The 21,259-nt window shown below is 71.9% G+C and carries 19 protein-coding genes; 8 read left to right on the forward strand and 11 right to left on the reverse strand.

The features are described from left to right. Nucleotides 1-140: 140 nt before the first annotated feature. The gene (locus CCN44_RS24680; protein ID WP_208639831.1) at nt 141-2,480 is read right to left on the reverse strand and encodes a transglycosylase domain-containing protein; all 2,340 of its coding nucleotides are present in this window, start codon (nt 2,478-2,480) and stop codon (nt 141-143) included. Nucleotides 2,481-2,983: 503 nt separating this feature from the next. Here CCN44_RS24680 and wblA point away from each other — a divergent pair. After that, nucleotides 2,984-3,322, forward strand: coding sequence for a transcriptional regulator WblA (wblA, locus tag CCN44_RS45130; RefSeq protein WP_018547931.1), 339 nt, complete (start codon nt 2,984-2,986; stop codon nt 3,320-3,322). A gap of 330 nt (nt 3,323-3,652) precedes the next feature. Here wblA and CCN44_RS24695 read toward each other — a convergent pair whose 3' ends face one another. Further along, nucleotides 3,653-4,987 carry an ArsA family ATPase gene (locus CCN44_RS24695; protein ID WP_086699582.1) on the reverse strand — a complete coding sequence of 445 codons (1,335 nt, stop codon included), beginning with the start codon at nt 4,985-4,987 and terminating at the stop codon, nt 3,653-3,655. Continuing rightward, entirely contained in the window at nt 4,984-5,961 is a 978-nt protein-coding gene (locus CCN44_RS24700) for an ArsA family ATPase (RefSeq protein ID WP_086699585.1), read from the reverse strand. The genes CCN44_RS24695 and CCN44_RS24700 overlap by 4 nt, the downstream gene beginning before the upstream one ends. 107 nt (nt 5,962-6,068) lie before the next feature. Between CCN44_RS24700 and CCN44_RS45135 the strand changes: the two genes are divergently transcribed. From CCN44_RS45135 to CCN44_RS24720, 4 genes are all read left to right on the forward strand, one after another. Continuing rightward, nucleotides 6,069-6,239, forward strand: a complete 171-nt coding sequence (locus CCN44_RS45135) for a DUF4177 domain-containing protein (RefSeq protein WP_086699587.1) — start codon at nt 6,069-6,071, stop codon at nt 6,237-6,239. Next, nucleotides 6,236-6,700 carry a RidA family protein gene (locus CCN44_RS24710; RefSeq protein WP_059251366.1) on the forward strand — a complete coding sequence of 155 codons (465 nt, stop codon included), beginning with the start codon at nt 6,236-6,238 and terminating at the stop codon, nt 6,698-6,700. The genes CCN44_RS45135 and CCN44_RS24710 overlap by 4 nt, the downstream gene beginning before the upstream one ends. 71 nt (nt 6,701-6,771) lie before the next feature. Beyond that, on the forward strand, nt 6,772-7,737 hold the full coding sequence (locus CCN44_RS24715; protein WP_237481923.1) for an NUDIX hydrolase: 966 nt from the start codon (nt 6,772-6,774) through the stop codon (nt 7,735-7,737). Further along, nucleotides 7,734-8,564, forward strand: coding sequence for an MBL fold metallo-hydrolase (locus CCN44_RS24720; protein WP_086699590.1), 831 nt, complete (start codon nt 7,734-7,736; stop codon nt 8,562-8,564). Before CCN44_RS24715 ends, CCN44_RS24720 begins: the two co-directional genes overlap by 4 nt. On the opposite strand, the gene CCN44_RS24725 is transcribed toward CCN44_RS24720, so the two are convergent. Together CCN44_RS24725 and CCN44_RS24730 are read right to left on the reverse strand one after the other, a co-directional pair. Beyond that, the gene (locus CCN44_RS24725) at nt 8,561-9,382 is read right to left on the reverse strand and encodes a nucleotidyltransferase domain-containing protein (RefSeq protein ID WP_086699594.1); all 822 of its coding nucleotides are present in this window, start codon (nt 9,380-9,382) and stop codon (nt 8,561-8,563) included. The two genes, CCN44_RS24720 and CCN44_RS24725, sit on opposite strands and share 4 nt — an antisense overlap. Before the next feature lie 127 nt (nt 9,383-9,509). Further along, nucleotides 9,510-10,184, reverse strand: a complete 675-nt coding sequence (locus CCN44_RS24730; protein WP_014674022.1) for a Crp/Fnr family transcriptional regulator — start codon at nt 10,182-10,184, stop codon at nt 9,510-9,512. Nucleotides 10,185-10,525: 341 nt separating this feature from the next. Between CCN44_RS24730 and nth the strand changes: the two genes are divergently transcribed. From nth to CCN44_RS24745, 3 genes are read left to right on the forward strand one after another with little or no spacing between them, the layout of a single operon-like run. Then, nucleotides 10,526-11,554 carry an endonuclease III gene (gene nth / locus CCN44_RS24735; protein WP_086699596.1) on the forward strand — a complete coding sequence of 343 codons (1,029 nt, stop codon included), beginning with the start codon at nt 10,526-10,528 and terminating at the stop codon, nt 11,552-11,554. Nucleotides 11,555-11,609: 55 nt separating this feature from the next. Next, nucleotides 11,610-12,305 carry an NUDIX hydrolase gene (locus CCN44_RS24740; RefSeq protein ID WP_059251448.1) on the forward strand — a complete coding sequence of 232 codons (696 nt, stop codon included), beginning with the start codon at nt 11,610-11,612 and terminating at the stop codon, nt 12,303-12,305. Between the two features lie 13 nt (nt 12,306-12,318). Next, the gene (locus CCN44_RS24745; protein WP_059255142.1) at nt 12,319-13,518 is read left to right on the forward strand and encodes a MarP family serine protease; all 1,200 of its coding nucleotides are present in this window, start codon (nt 12,319-12,321) and stop codon (nt 13,516-13,518) included. A 16-nt stretch (nt 13,519-13,534) separates the two neighbouring features. Here the strand turns inward: CCN44_RS24745 and CCN44_RS46465 are convergent, their stop codons facing one another. The 6 genes from CCN44_RS46465 to CCN44_RS24775 all read right to left on the reverse strand — a co-directional run. After that, nucleotides 13,535-13,714 (reverse strand): hypothetical protein, encoded by a 180-nt coding sequence (locus CCN44_RS46465; protein ID WP_078629584.1) that lies wholly within the window; start codon nt 13,712-13,714, stop codon nt 13,535-13,537. Between the two features lie 138 nt (nt 13,715-13,852). Further along, nucleotides 13,853-14,776 (reverse strand): alpha/beta fold hydrolase, encoded by a 924-nt coding sequence (locus CCN44_RS24755; protein ID WP_059251450.1) that lies wholly within the window; start codon nt 14,774-14,776, stop codon nt 13,853-13,855. Next, a complete protein-coding gene (locus tag CCN44_RS24760; RefSeq protein WP_086699600.1) occupies nt 14,773-15,261 on the reverse strand; it encodes a phage holin family protein in 489 nt (162 codons plus the stop codon). Before CCN44_RS24760 ends, CCN44_RS24755 begins: the two co-directional genes overlap by 4 nt. Before the next feature lie 55 nt (nt 15,262-15,316). Further along, the gene (gene nhaA, locus CCN44_RS24765; protein WP_086699603.1) at nt 15,317-16,753 is read right to left on the reverse strand and encodes a Na+/H+ antiporter NhaA; all 1,437 of its coding nucleotides are present in this window, start codon (nt 16,751-16,753) and stop codon (nt 15,317-15,319) included. A 204-nt stretch (nt 16,754-16,957) separates the two neighbouring features. Beyond that, nucleotides 16,958-18,955 (reverse strand): acetate--CoA ligase, encoded by a 1,998-nt coding sequence (gene acs, locus CCN44_RS24770; RefSeq protein WP_086699606.1) that lies wholly within the window; start codon nt 18,953-18,955, stop codon nt 16,958-16,960. A gap of 50 nt (nt 18,956-19,005) precedes the next feature. Further along, nucleotides 19,006-21,259, reverse strand: a 2,254-nt coding sequence (locus CCN44_RS24775) for a SulP family inorganic anion transporter (protein WP_086699608.1), incomplete at its 5' end; no start/stop codon positions are given.

Here is a 21,259-nt window from a genome sequence, read left to right on the forward strand (position 1 = left end):
ACGGCGGGCCGCACCGCGGAACACGCGCTCGGCCGCAGCCCTGCTGATACGGCGGGCCGCACCGCGGAACACGCCCCTGCTGATACGGCGGGGCCGCACCCGGAACACAGGTGCGGCCCCGCCGTCGTGCCGGGAGCGGGCTAGCCCCGGCCCCCGTTGCCGTTCCCGTTGTTGCCGCCGTTGCCCTGGCCCTGGATGAAGTTCTCGGGGATGGAGAACGTCGGCGTCGGGAACGTGCCGCCGATCGTGCCGCCGGTCGTGTCACCCGTGGTGGCCCCGCCGGTCGCTCCCCCGTCCGTCGGGCCCCCGATCAGTCCGCCGATCAGCCGTCCCGTCGTGTCCCCGTTGCTGTCGTCGTTCCTCCCCCTGCCGCCTTTTCCCCGGTCGTCGTCCTCGTGGCTGTCGTCGGGGATGTCGATCAGGTGGAAGTCCTCCACGGGCTTGTCCTCGAGGGCGCCGCTCATCATGTCCCGCCAGATCGGTCCGGGGACCTCACCGCCGTAGACCTTGTCGTGCGGGACGCCGCCGATGGTGATGCTGGTCATCTTGCGCTTGTGCTGCGGGTCGCCGACCCAGACCGCGCCGGCCATGTTCGGGGTGTAGCCGACGAACCAGGCCGCGAAGCGCTCGTCCGTCGTACCCGTCTTGCCCGCGCTCGGGCGGCTGCCGAGGCCCGCCTCCTGGCCCGTGCCGTCCTCGACCACGCCCTTCAGCAGCGTGCTGACCGTGTCGGCGGTGTTCTCCGACATCGCCCGCGAGCAGGTCGACTTCGGCACCTCCAGGGACTTCTGCTCGCTGCCGACCTTCTTGGTGACCGACTCGATGGCGACCGGGGTGCAGTACATGCCGCGCGAGGCGAAGGTGGCGTACGCGTTCGCCATCGTCAGCGGGGACATCTCCTGCGTGCCGAGCGCGATGGAGGGCGCCTGGTCGATCTTGCGGCCGTCCGCGCGCGCCACGCCCATCTTCTTGGCCATGTCGATGACCGGGCAGATGCCGATGTCGCTGATCAGCTGCACGTAGTAGGTGTTGACCGACTTCGCGGTCGCCTCCGACATGCCGTACGGGCCGCGCTCCGACTCGTTCTCGTTCTTCAGCTTCGCCGGGCGGTAGGGGTCGTTGCGCCACACCTTGCCGTCGCACGCGGCCACCGGGCTCGGGTAGGCCATCTCGTACGGCGACGAGTACTCCTGCGTCGGGGGCTTGCCGCCCTCGATGGCCGCCGCGGCGACGATCGGCTTGAACGTGGAACCGGGCTGGTAGCCGGCGCCGCCGCCCATGTTCCCGTTGACGGACAGGTTGATCGTCGTCTCGTCGTTCTTGACGTTGACGCCGTACGGCCGGGACTGGCCCATGGCGAGGATCTTGCCGGTGCCGGGCTCGACGATGGTCGCGGCGGTGGCCACGGGGTCGCTCTTGTAGACGTGGTCCTTGATCGACGCCTGCACCGACTTCTGGGCCTGCGGGTCGAGCGTGGTACGGATCGTCAGGCCGCCCCGGTTCCAGAGCTTGGCCCGTTCCTCCTTGGTCTCGCCGAAGACCGGGTCGGTGAGGACGACCTGGCGGACGTAGTCACAGAAGAAGCCGGCGCCCTTCACCGCGGTGATGCAGCCGTTCTTGGGGCGGCTGGTGTGCAGGCCGAGCGGCTTCTCCTTGGCCTGGTCGGCCTCCTTCTGGGAGATGTCGCCCAGCTCCGCCATGCGCTGCAGGACGATGTTGCGCCGCTTGGTGGCCTCCGCCTCGTCGTTCACCGGGTCGTAGCGGCTCGGGGACTGCACGATGCCGGCCAGCAGCGCCGCTTCCTGGAGGTTCAGGTCCTTGGCGTGCTTGGAGAAGTAGCGCTGGGAGGCGGCCTCGACGCCGTAGGCCTGCTGGCCGAAGAAGGTGATGTTCAGATAGTTCTCGAGGATCTTCTTCTTGCCGAGCTTGTCCTCGATCTGGATCGCGTACTTCAGCTCGCGGATCTTGCGGCCCAGCGTCTGCTGGGTGGCCTCGGCGACCTTGGTCGGGTCGTCGCCGGCCTCCTCGATGAAGTAGTTCTTCACCAGCTGCTGGGTGAGCGTGGAGGCGCCCTGGGCGACCCCGCCCTCCTGCGCGTTCTTGTTCAGGGCGCGCAGCACGCCCTTGAGGTCGACCGCGCCGTGCTTGTAGAAGCGCGAGTCCTCGATCGCGACGATCGCCTTCTGCATGTACGGCGAGATGTCCTTGAGGTCGACCACCGTACGGTCGCGGGAGTAGACGGTCGCGATCGGGTCGCCCCGGTCGTCCAGGATCGTGGTGCGCTGGCTCAGCTGGGGGCTCTTCAGGTTGGCCGGGATCTCGTCGAAGCCCTTGACCGAGCCCTTGGCCGCGAGGCCCAGCGCTCCGGCCGCGGGCAGCGCGATACCGGCCATCACGGCTCCGGCGAGCACACTGACACCGAGGAACTTGGCGGCCTGCTGCATGGGCGACAGACCGCCGCCCGAGCGCTTCTTTGGCATGGGGGCAGCCTAATCCGTACTGTTGAGCGTTCCGAAGGAGCGACCGCATCACGGCACGGCAAAGTGGGCGGTCTCCGTTCCCATTCGCCGGACACGCGCGCAGGCCTTGGCCTAAGCTGCTCTCAACTGTCACAGCAGTGCGGTCACGTATCTATACGTCCGGCGACCCCGAATCGTTCCGGACGTAGCCCGAAACTCCCAGGGCACGCCCCAGGGAGCGGGTCCGTTCCCTGGGAGGGACGAGCCCGATTCCGCCGGGTGTGTCACCTGGCGTCCGGTGTGACGTACCACGACTGTCCCGGTTTGCCGGGATCGTCGCGTATGTCGCCAGCTCACTCCCGCGGGTGATCTGCCGCTTACCCATAGTCCGTTCGGGCCATTCAAGATTGGGCCCGCAGGGGGTGTTGCGCCGTCCCCACCTTCCGTAACGTCCTCAACTGGCGGCGGTGAATATGCCGCTGCCGCCGTGGGGGAGCCTCGATTCGGGAGAGGACGGCGCCGGTATGGGCTGGGTAACCGACTGGAGTGCGCAGGCTGCCTGCCGCACTACCGATCCGGATGAACTGTTCGTTCAGGGAGCAGCGCAGAACAGGGCCAAGGCGGTGTGCACCGGATGCCCGGTGCGCACGGAGTGCCTGGCGGACGCGCTGGACAACCGCGTCGAGTTCGGCGTGTGGGGAGGCATGACGGAGCGGGAGCGCCGCGCGCTGCTGCGCCGGCGGCCCACCGTGACCTCGTGGCGGAGACTGCTGGAAACCGCCCGCTCGGAGTACGAGCGGGGCGCCGGGATCGTGCCCCTCGACAACGACGAGGTGTACGAGAACTACGCGGCGGTGAGCTGAGGGCGTTCCCCGGGGCACAGCCCAGGGGCACATGGTCCGCGCGGAGCCGCTTCGCGCATAGTCCGTGTGCAGGGTCCGCTGTCAGGATCCGCGCGCATGGGCCTGCACCGAGCCTTTGCGCAGAGTCCTCGCGGGAGCGCCTCCGGAAGCCGCCCACGGGTACGTGCGCGTGTGCCGTGGCGTATCGCGTGCCGGGCGTGCCGCTGTCCCGGCGTGCCTGCGCCCGCACCTGTGCTGCGTGTGCGCCGCCTGCCGTACGCGCCGCGTGTCATGTGCCGCGGACCGCTGCCGACGCCCCACCGCCGTATGCCCGCCGCGCATCGCCGCGGCCTACGTCGGATCCGGACGCCCGGTGGCCAGGCGCTCCCCGATGTCGCGGAGGCCCGCGAGGTCGTGGACGTCGCCCGGCAGTGCGGGCACTTCGACCACCGCCACCTCGGGGTGGCGGGCGGTGAAACGGTCACGCGTGCGCTGCTCACGCGAGAGCAGCTGCATGCGGTCGGCGTGCAGTCTCAGCAGTCCCGCGGTGAGCCGGTCGACGGAGCGCTCCGTGTCGGCGGGGGAGCCTTCCTCGGAAGCGATGGCTGCGGTCTCGGATGCGGGAGATTGTGAACTGCCGTACGTGTCAGGAGAGTTACGAAGTCCAGCTTTCCCGTTCCCCTGATCCACAATGCGGGGCTCCTCAAGATTTTCCGCGGCGGCGAGCGCCCGCTCGGCCGACAGCCGGCCGGCGCCGCTGCCGTGCACCCGGTTGAGCACCAGGCCCATGAGCGGCATGTCCTCCGCGGCCAGCCGCTCCACGAAGTACGCGGCCTCGCGCAGCGCGTCCCGCTCCGGCGCCGCCACCACCAGGAACGCCGTACCGGGGGCCTGGAGCAGCTTGTAGGTGGCGTCCGCGCGGGTACGGAAACCGCCGAAGGTGGTGTCCATCGCGGCCACGAAGGTCTGTACGTCCTTCAGCAGCTGACCGCCCAGCAGCTTGCCCAGGGTGCCGGTCATCATCGACATGCCGACGTTGAGGAACGCCATCCCGGCCCGGCCGCCGAGCTTCGCCGGAGCGGTCAGCAGGCGGATGAGCCGGCCGTCCAGGAAGGAACCGAGCCGCTTGGGCGCGTCCAGGAAGTCCAGCGCCGAACGGGACGGCGGGGTGTCGACCACGATCAGGTCCCACTCGTCCCTCGCCCGCAGCTGGCCCAGCTTCTCCATCGCCATGTACTCCTGCGTGCCCGCGAAGCCCGCCGAGAGCGACTGGTAGAAGGGGTTCGCCAGGATCGCGGCGGCCCGCTCGGGGTCCGCGTGCGCCTCCACGACCTCGTCGAAGGTGCGCTTCATGTCGAGCATCATGGCGTGCAGCTCGCCGTCGCCCTCGGTGCCCTTCACCCGGCGCGGCACGTTGTCGAGGGAGTCGATGCCCATCGACTGGGCCAGCCGCTTGGCCGGGTCGATGGTCAGGACGACCACCTTGCGGCCCCGCTCGGCCGCCCGCAGACCGAGGGCCGCCGCGGTCGTCGTCTTGCCGACGCCACCCGCGCCGCAGCACACCACGATCCGCGTCTTCGGGTCGTCCAGCAGCGGGTCCACGTCCAGCACGCGCGCGGGGGAGAGGCGGCGGCCCTTCTCGGGCCCTTCGGCCGTCTCGGAGGCCTCGGCCGGGTCCGGACTCATGACAACCCCTGCTTCCGCAGCTCGGTGGCGAGTTCGTACAGGCCCGCGAGGTCTATGCCCTCGGCGAGCAGCGGCAGTTCGTGCAGGGGCAGGCCCAGCTCGCCGAGGACCGCGCGCTGCTCCTGCTCCAGCGTGTACCGCTCGGCGTACTCCGCGGCCTGCTCCAGCAGCGGGTCCACCAGCTTCTCGGCGTTCCCGCCCCGCCGGGCCCCGCCCAGACCGGCCGCCGAGAGCGCCTGTGCCACGGAGGAACGCTCCACGGTCCGTACGAGTTCCAGGTCGGCCGCGTCCAACACCTCGGGCCGGACCATGTTCACGATGACCCGGCCCACCGGCAGCCGGGCCGCGCGGAGTTCGGCGATGCCGTCGGCGGTCTCCTGGACCGGCATCTCCTCCAGCAGCGTCACCAGGTGCACCGACGTCTCCGGCGACTTCAGCACCCGCATCACGGCCTGCGCCTGGTTGTGTATCGGGCCGATCTTCGCGAGGCCCGCCACCTCGTCGTTGACGTTCAGGAAGCGGGTGATGCGGCCGGTGGGCGGGGCGTCCATGACGACGTAGTCGTACACGAACCTCCCGGACCTGTCCTTGCGGCGCACGGCCTCGCACGCCTTGCCGGTCAGCAGGACGTCTCTGAGGCCGGGCGCGATGGTGGTGGCGAAGTCGATCGCGCCGAGCTTCTTCAGGGCCCGGCCCGCGCCACCGAGCTTGTAGAACATCTGGAGATAGTCCAGAAGGGCCAGTTCGGGATCGATGGCGAGGGCGAACACCTCGCCGCCGCCCGGAGCGACCGCGATCTTGCGCTCCTCGTAGGGAAGCGCCTCCGTCTCGAAGAGCTGTGCGATGCCCTGCCGACCCTCGACCTCCACGAGAAGCGTCCGCTTCCCCTCGGTCGCGAGGGCCAGCGCGAGGGCGGCGGCGACCGTCGTCTTTCCGGTCCCGCCCTTGCCGCTGACGACCTGGAGCCTGCTCACACCTTCGAGACTAACCAGTCCGCCCGACACTCACGCGGGAGGCTGTGGATAACGGGCGCCGTGGTGGGCGGCCTGACCCCCGGGTCACAGCGGCTACAGTCGCCCCCATGACCAAGAAGTGGGAATACCAGACCGTGCCGCTGCTCATCCACGCCACCAAGCAGATCCTGGACTCCTGGGGCGACCAGGGCTATGAGCTGGTCCAGGTCGTGCCCGGGCCCAACCCCGAGTCGCTCGTGGCCTACCTGAAGCGGGAGAAGCAGGAGACGGAGGCGTGAGCACGGTCGAGGCCAAGCTGGCCGAACTGGGCCTGACCCTGCCGGACGTCGTACCGCCGCTGGCCGCCTACCAGCCGGCCGTGCAGTCCGGGGTGTACGTCTACACCTCCGGCCAGCTGCCGATGGTGGACGGCAAGCTGCCGGTCACCGGCAAGGTGGGCGCCGAGGTCACGCCGGACGAGGCCAAGGACCTGGCCCGTACCTGCGCGCTGAACGCGCTCGCCGCCGTGAAGTCCGTCGCCGGTGACCTGGACCGCATCGCGCGCGTGGTGAAGGTCGTCGGCTTCGTCGCCTCGGCGGCCGACTTCACCGGGCAGCCGGGCGTCGTCAACGGCGCCAGCGAACTGCTCGGCGAGGTCCTCGGCGACAAGGGTGTGCACGCCCGCAGCGCGGTCGGCGTCGCGGTGCTGCCGCTGGACGCGCCCGTCGAGGTGGAGATCCAGGTCGAGCTGGCCCAGTAGCCCGCACCGCCTGCCCCGCCGGCCTCGGGTACCTCTCGAACATTCGCCCTACACGGGATAGCCTCGCGGCCATGGCGAACGGTCAGTGGTACCCCCCGGAGTGGCCCGACCGCATCCGCGCGCTCGCGGACGGCACGCTCACCCCGGTGACCCCCAAGCGCGCGGCCACGGTGCTGCTCCTGAAGGACACCCCGGACGGGCCGGTCGTCCACATGCTGCGCAGACGCGCCTCCATGGCCTTCGCCGGAGGCGCGTACGCGTATCCCGGGGGCGGTGTCGACCCGCGTGACGACGACCGTCAGATCCGCTGGGCGGGCCCCACGCGCGCGTGGTGGGCCGACCGGCTCGGCGTCGACGCGGCGGGCGCCCAGGCGATCGTCTGCGCCGCCGTACGGGAGACGTACGAGGAGGCCGGCGTCCTGCTCGCCGGGCCCGACCCGGACTCGGTCGTCGGCGACACCACCGGCGAGGACTGGGAGGCCGACCGCGCCGCCCTGGTCGCGCGTGAGCTGTCGTTCGCGGAGTTCCTCGACCGGCGCGGTCTGGTGCTGCGCTCGGACCTGCTGGGCGCCTGGACCCGCTGGATCACCCCCGAGTTCGAGGCCCGCCGCTACGACACCTGGTTCTTCGTGGCCGCGCTCCCCGAGGGGCAGCGCACCCGGAACGCCTCCACGGAGGCCGACCGCACGGTGTGGATCCGGCCCGAGGAGGCCGCCGCCGGGTACGACAAGGGCGAGCTGCTGATGATGCCGCCCACCGTGGCCACCCTGCGCCAGCTGCTGCCGTACCGCACCGCCGCCGACGCGCTGGCCGACGCGCCCGCGCGCGACATGACTCCGGTGCTGGCCCGGGCCCGCCTGAAGGACGGCGAGATCGTCCTGTCCTGGCCGGGGCACGACGAGTTCACCAAGCACGTCCCGGCCGCTCCCGCCCCCGCGGAGCCGACCGCGCCGATCCCGTCGGAGCCGGCCGTTCGGACTCCCGCGCAGACGCCCGTTCCGACGACCGCCGAGACCACCGGTGGAGGCCCCGCATGACCGACGCCAGCGCCCTGCCGGGCCAGCCCCGGGGCGGAGTGCTCTCGGGACCGGCGACCGAGCGGGCGGTCAACGTCCTCGCGCCCAACCCCTCCGTGATGACCCTGGACGGCACCAACACCTGGATCGTCGCCGAGCCCGACTCCGACCTGGCCGTGGTGATCGACCCCGGCCCGCTGGACGACGGCCATCTGCGCAACGTGGTGGACACGGCCGAGAAGGCCGGCAAGCGCATAGCCCTGACCCTGCTCACCCATGGCCACCCCGACCACGCCGAGGGCGCAGCCCGCTTCGCCGAGCTGACCGCCACGCGTGTGCGTGCCCTGGACCCGGCGCTGCGGCTCGGCGACGAGGGCCTGGCCGCCGGGGACGTGATCACCGTCGGCGGCCTGGAGCTGAGGGTCGTACCGACCCCCGGGCACACCGCGGACTCGCTGTCCTTCCACCTCCCCGCCGACCGGGCGGTGCTGACCGGGGACACGGTCCTCGGGCGCGGCACGACGGTCGTGGCGCACCCCGACGGCCGGCTCGGCGACTATCTGGACTCCCTGCGGCGGTTGAGGTCGCTCACGGTGGACGACGGCGTGCACACCGTCCTGCCGGGGCACGGGCCGGTCCTGGAGGACGCCCAGGGCGCCGTCGAGTTCTACCTCGCCCACCGCGCCCACCGGCTCGCCCAGGTGGAGACCGCCGTCGAGAACGGCCACCGCACCCCGGCCGAGGTCGTCGCCCACGTGTACGCCGACGTGGACCGCTCCTTGTGGCCGGCGGCGGAACTGTCGGTCCGCGCCCAGCTGGACTACCTCAGCGAGCACGGGCTCATCTAATCCGGGCGGGGTGCCTTGACGCCGTGCACGCGCGCGTACTCGTCGGCGAGCCAGGGCCCGAGGTCGTCCACGTACGACCGCAGCACGTCCGGGTCGCCGACGGGCTCGTAGCCGTACTCCGCCGCCGTACGCAGCTGTGCGGCCCGCCGCGGGTAGTAGCCGGCGAACACCCCGGCCATCTCCCGCAGATCGCTGGTCCAGCCCCGCCAGCGGGGCATGACGAGCGTGAAGCCGGTGCGGACGAGGTGCCGCGACATGAACCGTACGAGGGGGCGGCGGGCCTCCTCGGTGTCCTCCGCGCCTGCGATCCGCTCCCGCCAGCGCGGCAGCAGCCGGCCGAGGTCGCCGTTGGTCTCGCGGGCCAGCAGGGAGTCGGGGCGGTAGCGCGGCAGCCGCGCGGCGAGGTCGTCGCCGAGCAGCGGGGTGCACAGGCAGGCGACGAACCACCCCAGGTCGTACCGCTCCAGCTCGCTCAGCAGCCGCTCCCGGCCGTACAGCAGCGTGCCGACGCCGTCGATCTGCGGGAACTCCCGGTCGAGCGCCGCGCCGAGGGTGTCTGCGGCGGCCCGGTCGGCGTCGGTGGGTTCCTCGCGCAGGGCGACCAGCAGGTCCAGATCGCTGCGTCCCACGCGCGCGGTGCCGCGCGGGATCGACCCGTAGAGGTAGGCGCTGTGCAGGCGCGCGCCGAAGAGGGCCGGGAGGCGGTCGCGGGCGGCGGCCACGACCGGGCGGAAGGCGGGCTGCACGCGCGTGAGGGAGCCCTCGCGGACGAGATGGCCCCGGGCGTCCAGGCCCGTGCGGGGCGGGGTGTCGGACATGCGCCCACTGTGCCCGCCGCTCCCGCCCCGGTCAGCCGGTTTTCTGAGGGGGCGGCGGTCGGCCGTCATGACGGCGGGGGCCGGCTTCCAGGAAGCGGGCCCCCGGGTCGTACGGCCGGTGCGGGCGTCAGCGGGAACGCTTGGCGAGCCGCTCCACGTCCAGCAGGATCACGGCCCGCGCCTCCAGGCGGAGCCAGCCACGCTGGGCGAAGTCCGCCAGCGCCTTGTTCACGGTCTCGCGGGAGGCGCCGACCAGCTGGGCCAGCTCCTCCTGGGTGAGGTCGTGGACGACGTGGATGCCCTCTTCGGACTGCACGCCGAAGCGGCGGGAGAGGTCGAGCAGGGCGCGCGCGACACGGCCGGGGACGTCGGAGAAGACCAGGTCGGACATGGCGTCGTTGGTCTTGCGCAGGCGGCGGGCGACGGCGCGCAGCAGGGCGCCGGCCACCTCCGGGCGGGCGTTCAGCCAGGGCTGGAGGTCGCCGTGGCCGAGGCCGAGCAGCTTGACCTCGGTCAGCGCGGTCGCGGTGGCCGTCCGGGGGCCCGGGTCGAACAGCGACAGCTCGCCGATCAGCTCGCCGGGGCCGACGACGGCGAGCATGTTCTCGCGGCCGTCGGGGGAGGTGCGGTGCAGCTTGACCTTGCCCTCCGTGACGACGTACAGCCGGTCCCCGGGGTCGCCCTCGTGGAACAGGGAGTCGCCGCGTGCGAGGGTCACCTCACTCATGGAGGCGCGAAGCTCCGCGGCCTGCTCGTCGTCGAGAGCCGCGAAGAGCGGGTTGCGCCGCAGAACGTCGTCCACGAGTTCTCTCCTTGTCGACCTGCTCAGGGGATCTTGCTCCCCCGTGTGCCAGGGGACCGTGTTCCCCATTTTGCCGGACGGTCCAAACAGTGTGATCTGTCACAAGGATGCCGCACAGGTGTCCCGGGGTAAGCGTCAGGGGTCCAATCGGGGGCCGCTGGGCCGGGTCCGGAGCGGATGTCGGTACCGGGCTTTAGGCTGGCCGGGTGTCCAAAACGCCGGTGAGAGCACAGGGCAAGGGGGCTGGGCGGGTGGTTGTACGTCGTGATTCCGCTGTGGGCGAACAGGGTCCCGGAGGAAGTAATAAAACAGGCAAATCGGCCAAAACGACTTCCAGTGCGGTGAAGAAGTCTTCCGGTGCGGCGAAGAAGGCCGCCGGCGTGACGAAGAAGGCCGCGGCTGCGCAGAAGAAGGCTCCGGCTGCGAAGAAGACCGCGGCGGCGAAGAAGACCGCGGCGGCCAAGAAGGCTCCCGCCCTCGTGAAGAAGACCGCGGCGGCGAAGAAGACCCCCGCCGCCGTGAAGAAGGCCGCGTCCGTCGAGAAGCCCGCCAAGAAGGCCGCGCCCGTCCAGAAGATCGCCGTCAGGCCGCCGGCCGGCGAGTCACCCACCGCCCTGGTCCGCCGCGCCCGCCGCATCAACCGCGAGCTGGCCGAGGTGTACCCGTACGCCCACCCGGAACTGGACTTCGAGAACCCCTTCCAGCTGCTGGTCGCCACCGTGCTGTCGGCCCAGACGACCGACCTGCGCGTCAACCAGACCACCCCGGGGCTGTTCGCCAAGTACCCCACCCCCGAGGACCTCGCCGCCGCCAACCCGGAGGAGGTCGAGGAGATCCTGCGCCCCTGCGGTTTCTTCCGGGCCAAGACCAAGTCGGTCATAGGGCTCTCCAAGGCGCTCGTCGAGAACTTCGGCGGCGAGGTGCCCGGGAAGCTGGAGGAGTTGGTCACACTGCCCGGCGTGGGCCGCAAGACCGCCTTCGTCGTCCTCGGCAACGCCTTCGGCCGGCCCGGGATCACCGTGGACACCCACTTCCAGCGGCTGGTCCGGCGCTGGCAGTGGACCGACGAGACCGACCCCGACAAGATCGAGGCCGCCGTCGGCGCGCTCTTCCCGAAGAGCGACTGGACCGACCTGTCCCACCACGTGATCTGGCACGGCCGCCGCATCTGCCACGCCCGCAAGCCCGCCTGCGGCGCCTGCCCCATCGCCCCGCTCTGCCCGGCCTACGGCGAGGGCGAGACCGACCCGGAGAAGGCGAAGAAGCTCCTGAAGTACGAGAAGGGCGGCTTCCCGGGCCAGCGGCTCAAGCCCCCGCAGGCGTACCTCGACGCCGGCGGCACACCGGCGCCGCCACTGGGGGCCGCGTGACGGAACGATCTCGGGACCCTCGGGCGTTGGAGAGGGCAGAGCGACGGGGGTGGCGATGACGAGGGCAAGCGACACACAGGGCGGACCGGTGACGCTCAGCAAGGAAGGGCTGCCGGACTGGCTCGCGCCCGTCGTGCACGCCGTCGAGACGGTCGAGCCGCTCCAGCTGAGCCGTTTCCTGCCGCCGGAGAACGGCTCGGGGCGGCAGTCGGCGGTGCTGATCCTGTTCGGCGAGGGGGAGCGCGGACCCGAACTGCTGCTGATGGAGCGCGCGGGCTCGCTGCGCTCGCACGCCGGCCAGCCGTCCTTCCCGGGCGGCGCGCTCGATCCGGAGGACGGCGATCCGCAGGGCGAGGGCCCCCTGCGGGCCGCGCTGCGCGAGGCGGAGGAGGAGACCGGGCTCGACCCGGCCGGCGTCCAGCTCTTCGGCGTGCTGCCGAGGCTGTACATCCCGGTCAGCGGCTTCGTCGTCACGCCCGTGCTCGGGTGGTGGCGCGAGCCCAGCCCGGTCGGCGTCGTCGACCCGAACGAGACCGCGCGGGTCTTCACCGTCCCCGTGGCTGATCTCACGGACCCGGCCAACCGCGCCACCACCGTCCACCCGAGCGGTCACCGCGGCCCGGCCTTCCTGGTCGAATCGGCCCTGGTGTGGGGTTTCACGGCCGGGGTGATCGACCGCCTGCTGCACTACGCGGGCTGGGAGCTGCCCTGGGACCGGGGGCGCCAGGTCCCGCTCGACTGGCGCGCATGACAGGGTGTCGTTCGTGAACGTGGTGGACATCGTGTTGCTGGTCGCGGCCGTGTGGTTCGCGGTCGTCGGCTACCGCCAGGGATTCGTCGTCGGCATCCTGTCGGTGATCGGCTTCCTGGGCGGCGGCCTCGTCGCCGTGTACACGCTGCCCGTGATCTGGGATGCCGCGACCAACAACGCGGAGGTCAGCACCACCGCCGCCGTCGTGGCCGTGGTCGTCGTCATCGTCTGCGCCTCCGTCGGCCAGGCCCTGACCACGCACCTGGGCAACAAGCTGCGCCGGTACATCACCTGGTCCCACGCGCGCAGACTGGACGCCACCGGCGGCGCGCTGGTCAACGTCGTCGCGATGCTGCTGGTCGCCTGGCTGATCGGCACCGCCCTCGCCGGATCGACCCTGCCGACGCTGCGCAACGAGGTCCGCGGCTCCCAGGTGCTGCACGGGGTCCGCGCGGCGCTGCCCGACGAGGCCGACACCTGGTTCGCCGACTTCTCCGCCGCTCTCGCGCAGAACGGCTTCCCGCAGGTCTTCAGCCCCTTCGCCAACGAGCCCATCCCCGACGTACGGCCGCCCGACCCGGCCCTGGCGAGCAGCCCGGTCGCCCTGCGCGCCCAGCGCTCCATCGTCAAGGTGACCGGCACCGCCCAGAGCTGCGGCAAGGTTCTGGAGGGCACCGGCTTCGTCTTCGCCGACCGGCGCGTGATGACCAACGCGCACGTCGTCGGCGGGGTCGACGCGCCCCGCGTGCAGATCGGCGGCGAGGGCCGCAAGTACGACGCGAAGGTCGTCCTCTACGACTGGAAGCGCGACATCGCGGTACTCGACGTACCGGACCTGAAGGCGACCGCGCTGCGGTTCACCGAGCAGGACGCGGCCGGCGGCGACGGCGCGATCGTCGCGGGCTTCCCCGAGAACGGGGCCTACGACGTGCGCGCCGCGCGCGTGCGCGGGCGCATCGCGGCCGACGGCGCGGACATCTACCACCGCGGCACGGTCCGCCGCGACGTCTACTCGCTGTACGCCACCGTCCGCCCGGGCAACTCCGGCGGCCCCCTGCTCACGCCGGACGGCAAGGTGTACGGCGTGGTGTTCGCGAAGTCCCTCGACGACGCGGACACCGGGTACGCCCTCACGGTGGACGAGATCCGGTCCGACATCGAGCGGGGACGTACGGCGAACCAGCAGGTGGGTACGGACAGCTGCGCCCTGTAGGGCGACGCGCCGGCGTTCAGCCCCGCGGGTGACGCAGGCGCACCGAGACCCAGCGGGCCCGGCGGCGCAGGATGCGCGGAATCCCCACCCGCAGGTCCGCTTCCGCGAGTTGCGGGGTGCCACGCTGAGGCGTGCTCAGGCCCGTGGCCGAGCGGCGGTTGCGGGGTGCGTCACTGTAGTCGTGCGTCCAGCCCATACCCCGACGTGTGCCCCCGCCCCAAGGTCGATAACCGCCCGTGCGCCCCCCAATTGGCCTATGCGGCGGGCATGTGGCCGTCCGGGGGACAACTGTTGAGGAACGGGATACTCCGTGCACCGTTCCGCCACCGTACCGTCACCGGTCGGGCTCGGGGTCCTTGAGCCAGTTGACCAGCTCCGTGGAGAACGCCTGCGGGTCCTCCTCGTGCGGGAAGTGGCCGAGGCCGTCGAACAGCCGCCAGCGGTACGGCGCTTCGACGTACTCGCCCGAACCGGCCGCGCTGCGGGTGCGGGTGACCGGGTCAAGCGAGCCGTGCAGATGCAGCGTCGGCACGCGCACCGGCCGCTTCATGCGGCGGTAGAACTGCACGCCGTCCGGGCGGGCCAGCGAGCGCACCAGCCAGCGGTACGGCTCGATCGCGCAGTGCGCGGTGGAGGGGATGCACATGGCCCGCTGGTACGTCTCCACGGCCGCGTCCTCCGGCAGTCGCGGCCCGGACCAGTCCCGGATCAGCCGGCCCGCCAGCGCGCCGCCGTCGGCGGTCAGTCGGCGCTCGGGCAGCCAGGGCCGCTGGAACCCCCAGATGTAGGAGTTGGCGGCCGTCTGCCGGGCGTCCCGCAGCATCGCCGCGCGCCAGCGCCGCGGATGCGGCATGGACACCACGGCCAGGCGCCGCACGAGCTTGGGCCGCATGGCCGCCGCCGTCCACGCCAGGTAGCCGCCGAGGTCGTGGCCGACCAGCGCGGCGTCCGGCTCGCCGAGCGAGCGGATCACGCCGGTGACGTCCAGCGCGAGGTTGGCGGGGTCGTACCCGCGGGGCGTGCGGTCGCTGCCGCCGACGCCCCGCAGGTCCATCGCCACCGCCCGGTAGCCCGCGTCGGCGAGCGCGGTCAGCTGGTGCCGCCACGCCCACCAGAACTGCGGGAAGCCGTGCAGGAGCAGCACCAGGGGGCCGTCGCCGAGTTCGGCGATGTGGAAGCGGGCGCCGTTCGCGGCGACGTCCCTGTGACTCCAGGGGCCGTCGATGCGTACGGCCGAGGGGGCGGCGGGGTCCGTCATGAGGACGAGCGTGCCACAGCCTCGATGGCGGCGGGAGCCTCGTCCTCGGGCAGCTCCGGGCGCGGGTGCGGCTTGGCGTTCTGCAGCACGCCCGCGGTCTGCTTCATGGAGGCGGCCACCTTCTGCGGGCCCTGGCTCTTCTTGGCCTTCTTCGCGAACACCACGCCGATCAGCGCGAGGAACCCGGCGACCAGCACGTTGGCCGCGAAGGACAGCAGGAAGCAGACGGCCAGGTTCCAGCCGCTCCAGGTGCGGATGCCGTACGCGAGGGCGAAGTTCAGCATCGGCAGCGAGAACACCAGGACCGCGCCGGCGATGGAGAAGGCGCCGCCGCTGACCGCGCCGCGCTTCACGTCCTGCTTCAGCTGGGCCTTGGCCAGCGCGATCTCGTCGTGCACCAGCGCCGACAATTCGGTCGTCGCCGAGGCGAACAGCTGGCCGATGCTGCGTTCGGCGCCGACCGGGCTGCCGTCGGGTGCGCTCATCGCGTTCTCCCTCAGAGGTCTCTCGTACCGTCTTGATTTGTACCGTCTCGTCAGATCATGCCGGACGCTCGTCCTCCTCGCCTGCCCCGCCCGGCACTTCCGCAAGCCCGTGGCGCTCCTCGGCCGCCCGCTCGGCGGCCAGCCGACGGTGCTCGGCGGCCTTGCGCTCGTGGATCTCGGCCATCCGGAGGTGGTACGCCGGGTTGCCCTGCTCGTAGATGTCCGGGATGCCGTCGAGGTCCTCGTCGCGCTCCTCGTCCGCGCACAGCCTGCGGTATTTGGCGTTGCGCAGCTTCAGCAGCACGGTGGCGCACACCGCGGCGATCAGCGAGCCGGTGAGGACGGCCGCCTTCACCTCGTCGGTCAGCAGGGCATCGCCCTCGAAGGCCAGCTCGCCGATGAGCAGCGAGACCGTGAAGCCGATCCCGGCGAGCGACGCCACCGCGAAGACGTCGGCCCACGCCAGGTCCTCGCTGAGCTGGGCCCGGGTGAAGCGGGCGGTCAGCCAGGTGCCGCCGAATATGCCGACCGTCTTGCCCACGACCAGGCCGAGCACCACGCCGAGCGTCTCGGGCTTCGTGAACACGTCGCCGAGCGCCCCGCCGGATATCGACACACCCGCGCTGAACAGCGCGAACAGCGGTACGGCGAGCCCGGCCGACAGGGGGCGCACCAGGTGCTCGATGTGCTCGGCCGGCGAGCGCTCCTCACCCTCCCGGGTGGTGCAGCGCAGCATCAGGCCCATCGCCACGCCGGCGATGGTGGCGTGCACGCCGCTGTTGTACATCAGGGCCCAGACGACGACGGCGAGCGGCACGTACACGTACCAGCCGCGGACGCCCTTGCGCAGCAGCAGCCAGAAGACGGCGAGGCCGACGACGGCCCCGCCGAGCGCGGCGAAGTTCAGCCGGTCGGTGAAGAAGACCGCGATGATCAGGATCGCGAAGAGGTCGTCGACGACCGCGAGGGTCAGCAGGAAGGCGCGCAGGGCGCTGGGCAGCGAGGTGCCGATGACCGCGAGGACGGCGAGCGCGAAGGCGATGTCGGTGGCGGTGGGCACCGCCCAGCCCTGCGCGGATCCGCCCCCGGCGAGGTTGGTGAGCGTGTAGACGAGCGCCGGTACGGCCATCCCGCACAGCGCCGCCACCACGGGCAGGACGGCGGCCCGGGGGTCGCGCAGGTCGCCCGCGACCAGCTCGCGCTTGAGTTCGATGCCGGCGACGAAGAAGAACACGGCGAGCAGTCCGTCGGCGGCCCAGTGGGCGACGGACAGGTTCAGGCCGAGGGTGCCGGGGCCGAGGTGGAAGTCGCCGACCGCCTCGTAGCTGTGGTGCAGGCCGGGAGTGTTCGCCCAGACCAGCGCGGCCACGGCGGCGATGAGCAGCAGGACACCGCCGACGGTCTCGGTGCGCAGGGCGTCGGCGACGTAGGTCCGCTCGGGCAGGGACAGGCGGCCGAGGAGCTTGCGGGGGCTGGTACGGGGCGCGGTCACGGGAGACCTCCGGAGGCAGGCGGAACTCACATGCCGACCAGACTTCCCGGCGCACCTGTGCGTGTCGCGTCGTACGACACTTTCCTTAGTTTACCTAAAATGCCGTGCGCCGGACCCCGTGATCTCACCGGGGACGCCCGTGGGGCACCCGGCGCGTGCTTCGGCCGGGTGCCCCACGGGGTGCCGCTCAGTCCTCCGGCCCGCTCAGTCCTCGCTGGGCGCCGCGGGCAGCTTGGTCTGGATGAGGTCCATGACCGTGGAGTCGGTCAGCGTGGTGACGTCCCCGAGCTGGCGGTTCTCGGCGACGTCCCGCAGCAGCCGGCGCATGATCTTGCCGGAGCGGGTCTTCGGCAGCTCCGCCACCGGCAGGATCCGCTTGGGCTTGGCGATCGGGCCGAGCGTGGCGCCGACGTGGTTGCGCAGTTCGCCGACGAGCGCGTCGTTCTCCGAGGCCGTGCCGCGCAGGATCACGAAGGCGACGATCGCCTGGCCGGTGGTCTCGTCCGCGGCGCCCACGACGGCGGCCTCCGCGACCGCCGGGTGCGAGACGAGCGCCGACTCCACCTCGGTGGTGGAGATGTTGTGGCCGGAGACGAGCATCACGTCGTCCACCCGGCCCAGCAGCCAGATGTCCCCGTCGTCGTCCTTCTTCGCCCCGTCCCCGGCGAAGTACTTGCCCTCGAAGCGGGACCAGTAGGTGTCGATGAACCGCTGGTCGTCGCCCCAGATGGTGCGCAGCATCGACGGCCAGGGCTCGGTCAGCACCAGGTAGCCACCGCCGCCGTCCGGCACCTCGTTCGCCTCGTCGTCGACGACGGTGGCGCTGATGCCGGGCAGCGGACGCTGCGCGGAGCCGGGCTTGGCCTCGGTGACGCCGGGCAGCGGCGAGATCATCATCGCGCCGGTCTCGGTCTGCCACCAGGTGTCCACGATCGGCGTCCGGTCGGCGCCGATGTGCTTGCGGTACCAGATCCACGCCTCGGGGTTGATGGGCTCGCCGACCGAGCCCAGCACGCGCAGGGAGGACAGGTCGAACTTGGCGGGGATGTCGTCGCCCCACTTCATGAACGTCCGGATCGCGGTCGGCGCGGTGTAGAGGATCGTGACCTTGTACTTCTGCACGATCTCCCAGAACCGGCCCTGGTGCGGGGTGTCCGGCGTGCCCTCGTACATCACCTGCGTCGCGCCGTTGGCCAGCGGCCCGTACACGATGTACGAGTGTCCGGTCACCCAGCCGACGTCGGCCGTGCACCAGTACACGTCCGTCTCCGGCTTGAGGTCGAAGACCGCCCAGTGGGTGTAGGCCGCCTGGGTGAGGTAGCCGCCGGAGGTGTGCAGGATGCCCTTCGGCTTCCCCGTCGTACCGGAGGTGTAGAGGATGAACAGCGGGTGCTCCGCCTCGAACGCCTCCGGGGTGTGCTCGGGCGACTGGCGGGCGACGAGGTCGTCCCACCACACGTCCCGGCCCTCGGTCCAGGCGACCTCCTGACCGGTACGGCGCACCACCAGCACGTGCTCGACGTTGTCGACCTTGCCGACCGCCTCGTCCACGGCCGGCTTGAGCGCGGACGGCTTGCCGCGCCGGTAGCCGCCGTCGGCGGTGATGACGACCTTGGCGTCCGCGTCCTGGATCCGGGTCGCGAGCGCGTCCGCCGAGAAGCCGCCGAAGACGACCGAGTGGGCCGCGCCGATCCGGGCCGAGGCCAGCATCGCGATCGCGGTCTCCGGGATCATCGGCATGTAGATGGCGACCCGGTCGCCCTTGCGCACGCCCAGCTCCAGCAGGGCGTTGGCGGCCCTGGAGACCTCGTCCTTCAGCTCCGCGTAGGTGATCGCGCGGCTGTCGCCGGGCTCACCCTCGAAGTGGATGGCGACACGGTCCCCGTGCCCGGCCTCCACATGCCGGTCCACGCAGTTGTACGCGACGTTCAGCGCGCCGTCCTTGAACCACTTGGCGAACGGCGGGTTCGACCAGTCCAGCGTCTCGCTCGGTTCCTTGGCCCAGGTCAGCCGGCGGGCCTGCTCGGCCCAGAAGCCGAGCCTGTCAGCCTTGGCCTGTTCATACGCCTCCGCGGTGACGTTGGCGTGCGCTGCCAGGTCGGCGGGGGGCGCGAACCTGCGTTCTTCCTTGAGCAGGTTGGCCAGGCTCTCGTTGCTCACGACATCTCCCTTTCGAAGGGTGTCCGTTGTGTCCCAGGCCACAGCTCATCAGACGCGGGGGGCCGATGACAAGGGTCGACCGGAAAATTGGTTTAGACCTGTCTCGGGCTCGCTGCCCGCACCTCCTCGCGTGCCTCCTCACCTCCGCCGACGCCCTCCGTGACGTCCTCGAACACCGTTCCTCCTTCCGATCGTGCGAGCAGGTACGCCTGTGCCTCGCCCACGTGGAAGTACATGCCGTGCAGCTCCAGTTCGCCCTTGGCCAGAGCCCGGGCGACCGAGGCGTGCGCCCGCAGATGCGCCAGCTGCTGGACCACGTTGGTCAGGCACAGCAGCTCCACCGCGTCCGCGGGATCCCGCCCGGCCAGCCGGGGCCGGTCGGGGCGGTCGCCGGCCATCCGGGCCAGGCTCGGCAGCCCGTGCCGCAGCCACCGCCGCAGCGGGGTGTCCGGCCGGTCCGCCCCGGCGGCCAGCAGCGCCTGCATCGCCCCGCATCCGGAGTGCCCGCACACCGTGATGGAGCGGACCCCGAGCACCTCCACCGCATATTCGATGGCGGCGGCCACCGAGTCGTCGCCGTGCTCCTCGTCCGGCGGCGGCACCAGGTTGCCGACGTTGCGGACGACGAACAGATCGCCGGGACCACTGGCGGTGATCATCGACGTGACGAGCCGGGAGTCGGCGCAGGTGAGGAAGAGCTGCGAGGGGCGCTGGCCCTCCCGGGCGAGCCGCGCCAGCTCCTCGCGCACCAGCGGCGCGGTGTTCCGCTGGAACGAGCTGATGCCGCGGGCCAGTTCGTGGCCGGCCTCCTGCCCCGCCGGGGCGGCGGGGGCCGCGGCGAAGCAGGACCGGTGGTTGCGCCAGGGGGTCCAGGGGCGGCACCGGCACGCGGCGGCCGGGGCCGGCTCGGCGGTGCGGATCCCGTCGCGCCGGCCCGCCAGCTCGGCCGTGCCTCCCCGCGCGGCATGGGAACTGCGCCAGTCCTGCAGCGACTCGTACGCCGCGTGGTCGATGAACGAGCCGTCCAGCTCCACGACGGCGTGGGCGCCCGGGGGGACGAGATGCAGTGCTCTGCTGAGCCGGGGCACCGCGAGGAAGGTCAGCTGGCCTCGGACACGTACGTGATGGACTCCTTCCTTCTCTTCGTGGGTGATACGGGTGCGGGCGAGGCGGTGCAGGGCGAGGGCGACCGCCACGGCGATCCCGAGGAGCACGCCCTGCAGGACGCCGAGGAGCACCACGCCGAGTGTGGTCGCGGCGTAGACCGGCACTTCACGGTGGCGCGTCACCGTGCGGATGTGGTGCAGGGACACCATCTGGATGCCGACGGCCATCACCAGGGCGGCGAGGGAGGCGAGCGGGATCTCCTCCAGGATCGGGACCATCAGCAGCGCGGCGACTACTACGAGAACGCCGTGCAGCATCGTGGAGTTCCGGCTGACCGCACCCGCGTTCACATTCGCGGTGCTGCGCACGGCCACCCCCGCGATCGGCAGCCCGCCGAGGGTCCCGGAGACGATGTTGGCGGTGCCCTGGCCGAGCAGCTCGCGGTCCAGGTCGGAGCGGCCGACGCGGGACTGCGGGCCGGGCCGGGCGGCGACCAGCTTGTCCACGGCCACCGCGCCGAGCAGCGACTGCACGCTGCACACCAGGGTCGTGGCGAGCACGGCGGCGGCGATGCCGAGCACCGGTCCCTCGGGCAGTCCGGCCAGGGCATGGCTGTGCCAGGACGGCAGCTCCACCCGGGGCAGGGCGAGGCCGGCGAGCGCGGCGGTCGCGGCGGCTCCGGTGACGGCGACCAGGGCGGCCGGCACCCTGCGCAGCAGCCGGCCGGCGCGGCCGGGCAGCCGCGGCCAGGCCAGCAGCAGGGCCAGGGTGAGGGCGCTCATCGACAGGGCGGCCGGGTGCAGGTCGGCCAACTGGGCGGGCAGGTCCCGCAGGTTGGCGAGGACGGAGCTGTCGGGGCTGCCGCCGAGGACGATGTGCAGCTGGGCGACGGCGATGGTGATGCCGATGCCGGCGAGCATGCCGTGCACCACGGCCGGGCTGACCGCGAGCGCGCCGCGGGCCACCCGCAGACAGCCGAGGCCGAGTTGGGCGAGGCCGGCGAGGACGGTGATGCCGCAGGTCGTCCGCCAGCCGTAACGGTGGATCAGATCGGCGGTGACCACGGTGAGTCCCGCGGCGGGTCCGCTGACCTGCAGCGGGCAGCCGCCCAGCCGGCCGACGACGATCCCGCCGACCGCGGCGGCGACGAGGCCGGCCTGGAGCGGGGCGCCGGTGGCCAGGGCGATGCCGAGGGAGAGGGGCAGAGCGATCAGGAAGACCGCCACGGCGGCGGACAGG

The sequence above is a fragment of the Streptomyces tricolor genome (assembly GCF_002155905.1).
GTDB lineage: Bacteria > Actinomycetota > Actinomycetes > Streptomycetales > Streptomycetaceae > Streptomyces > Streptomyces tricolor.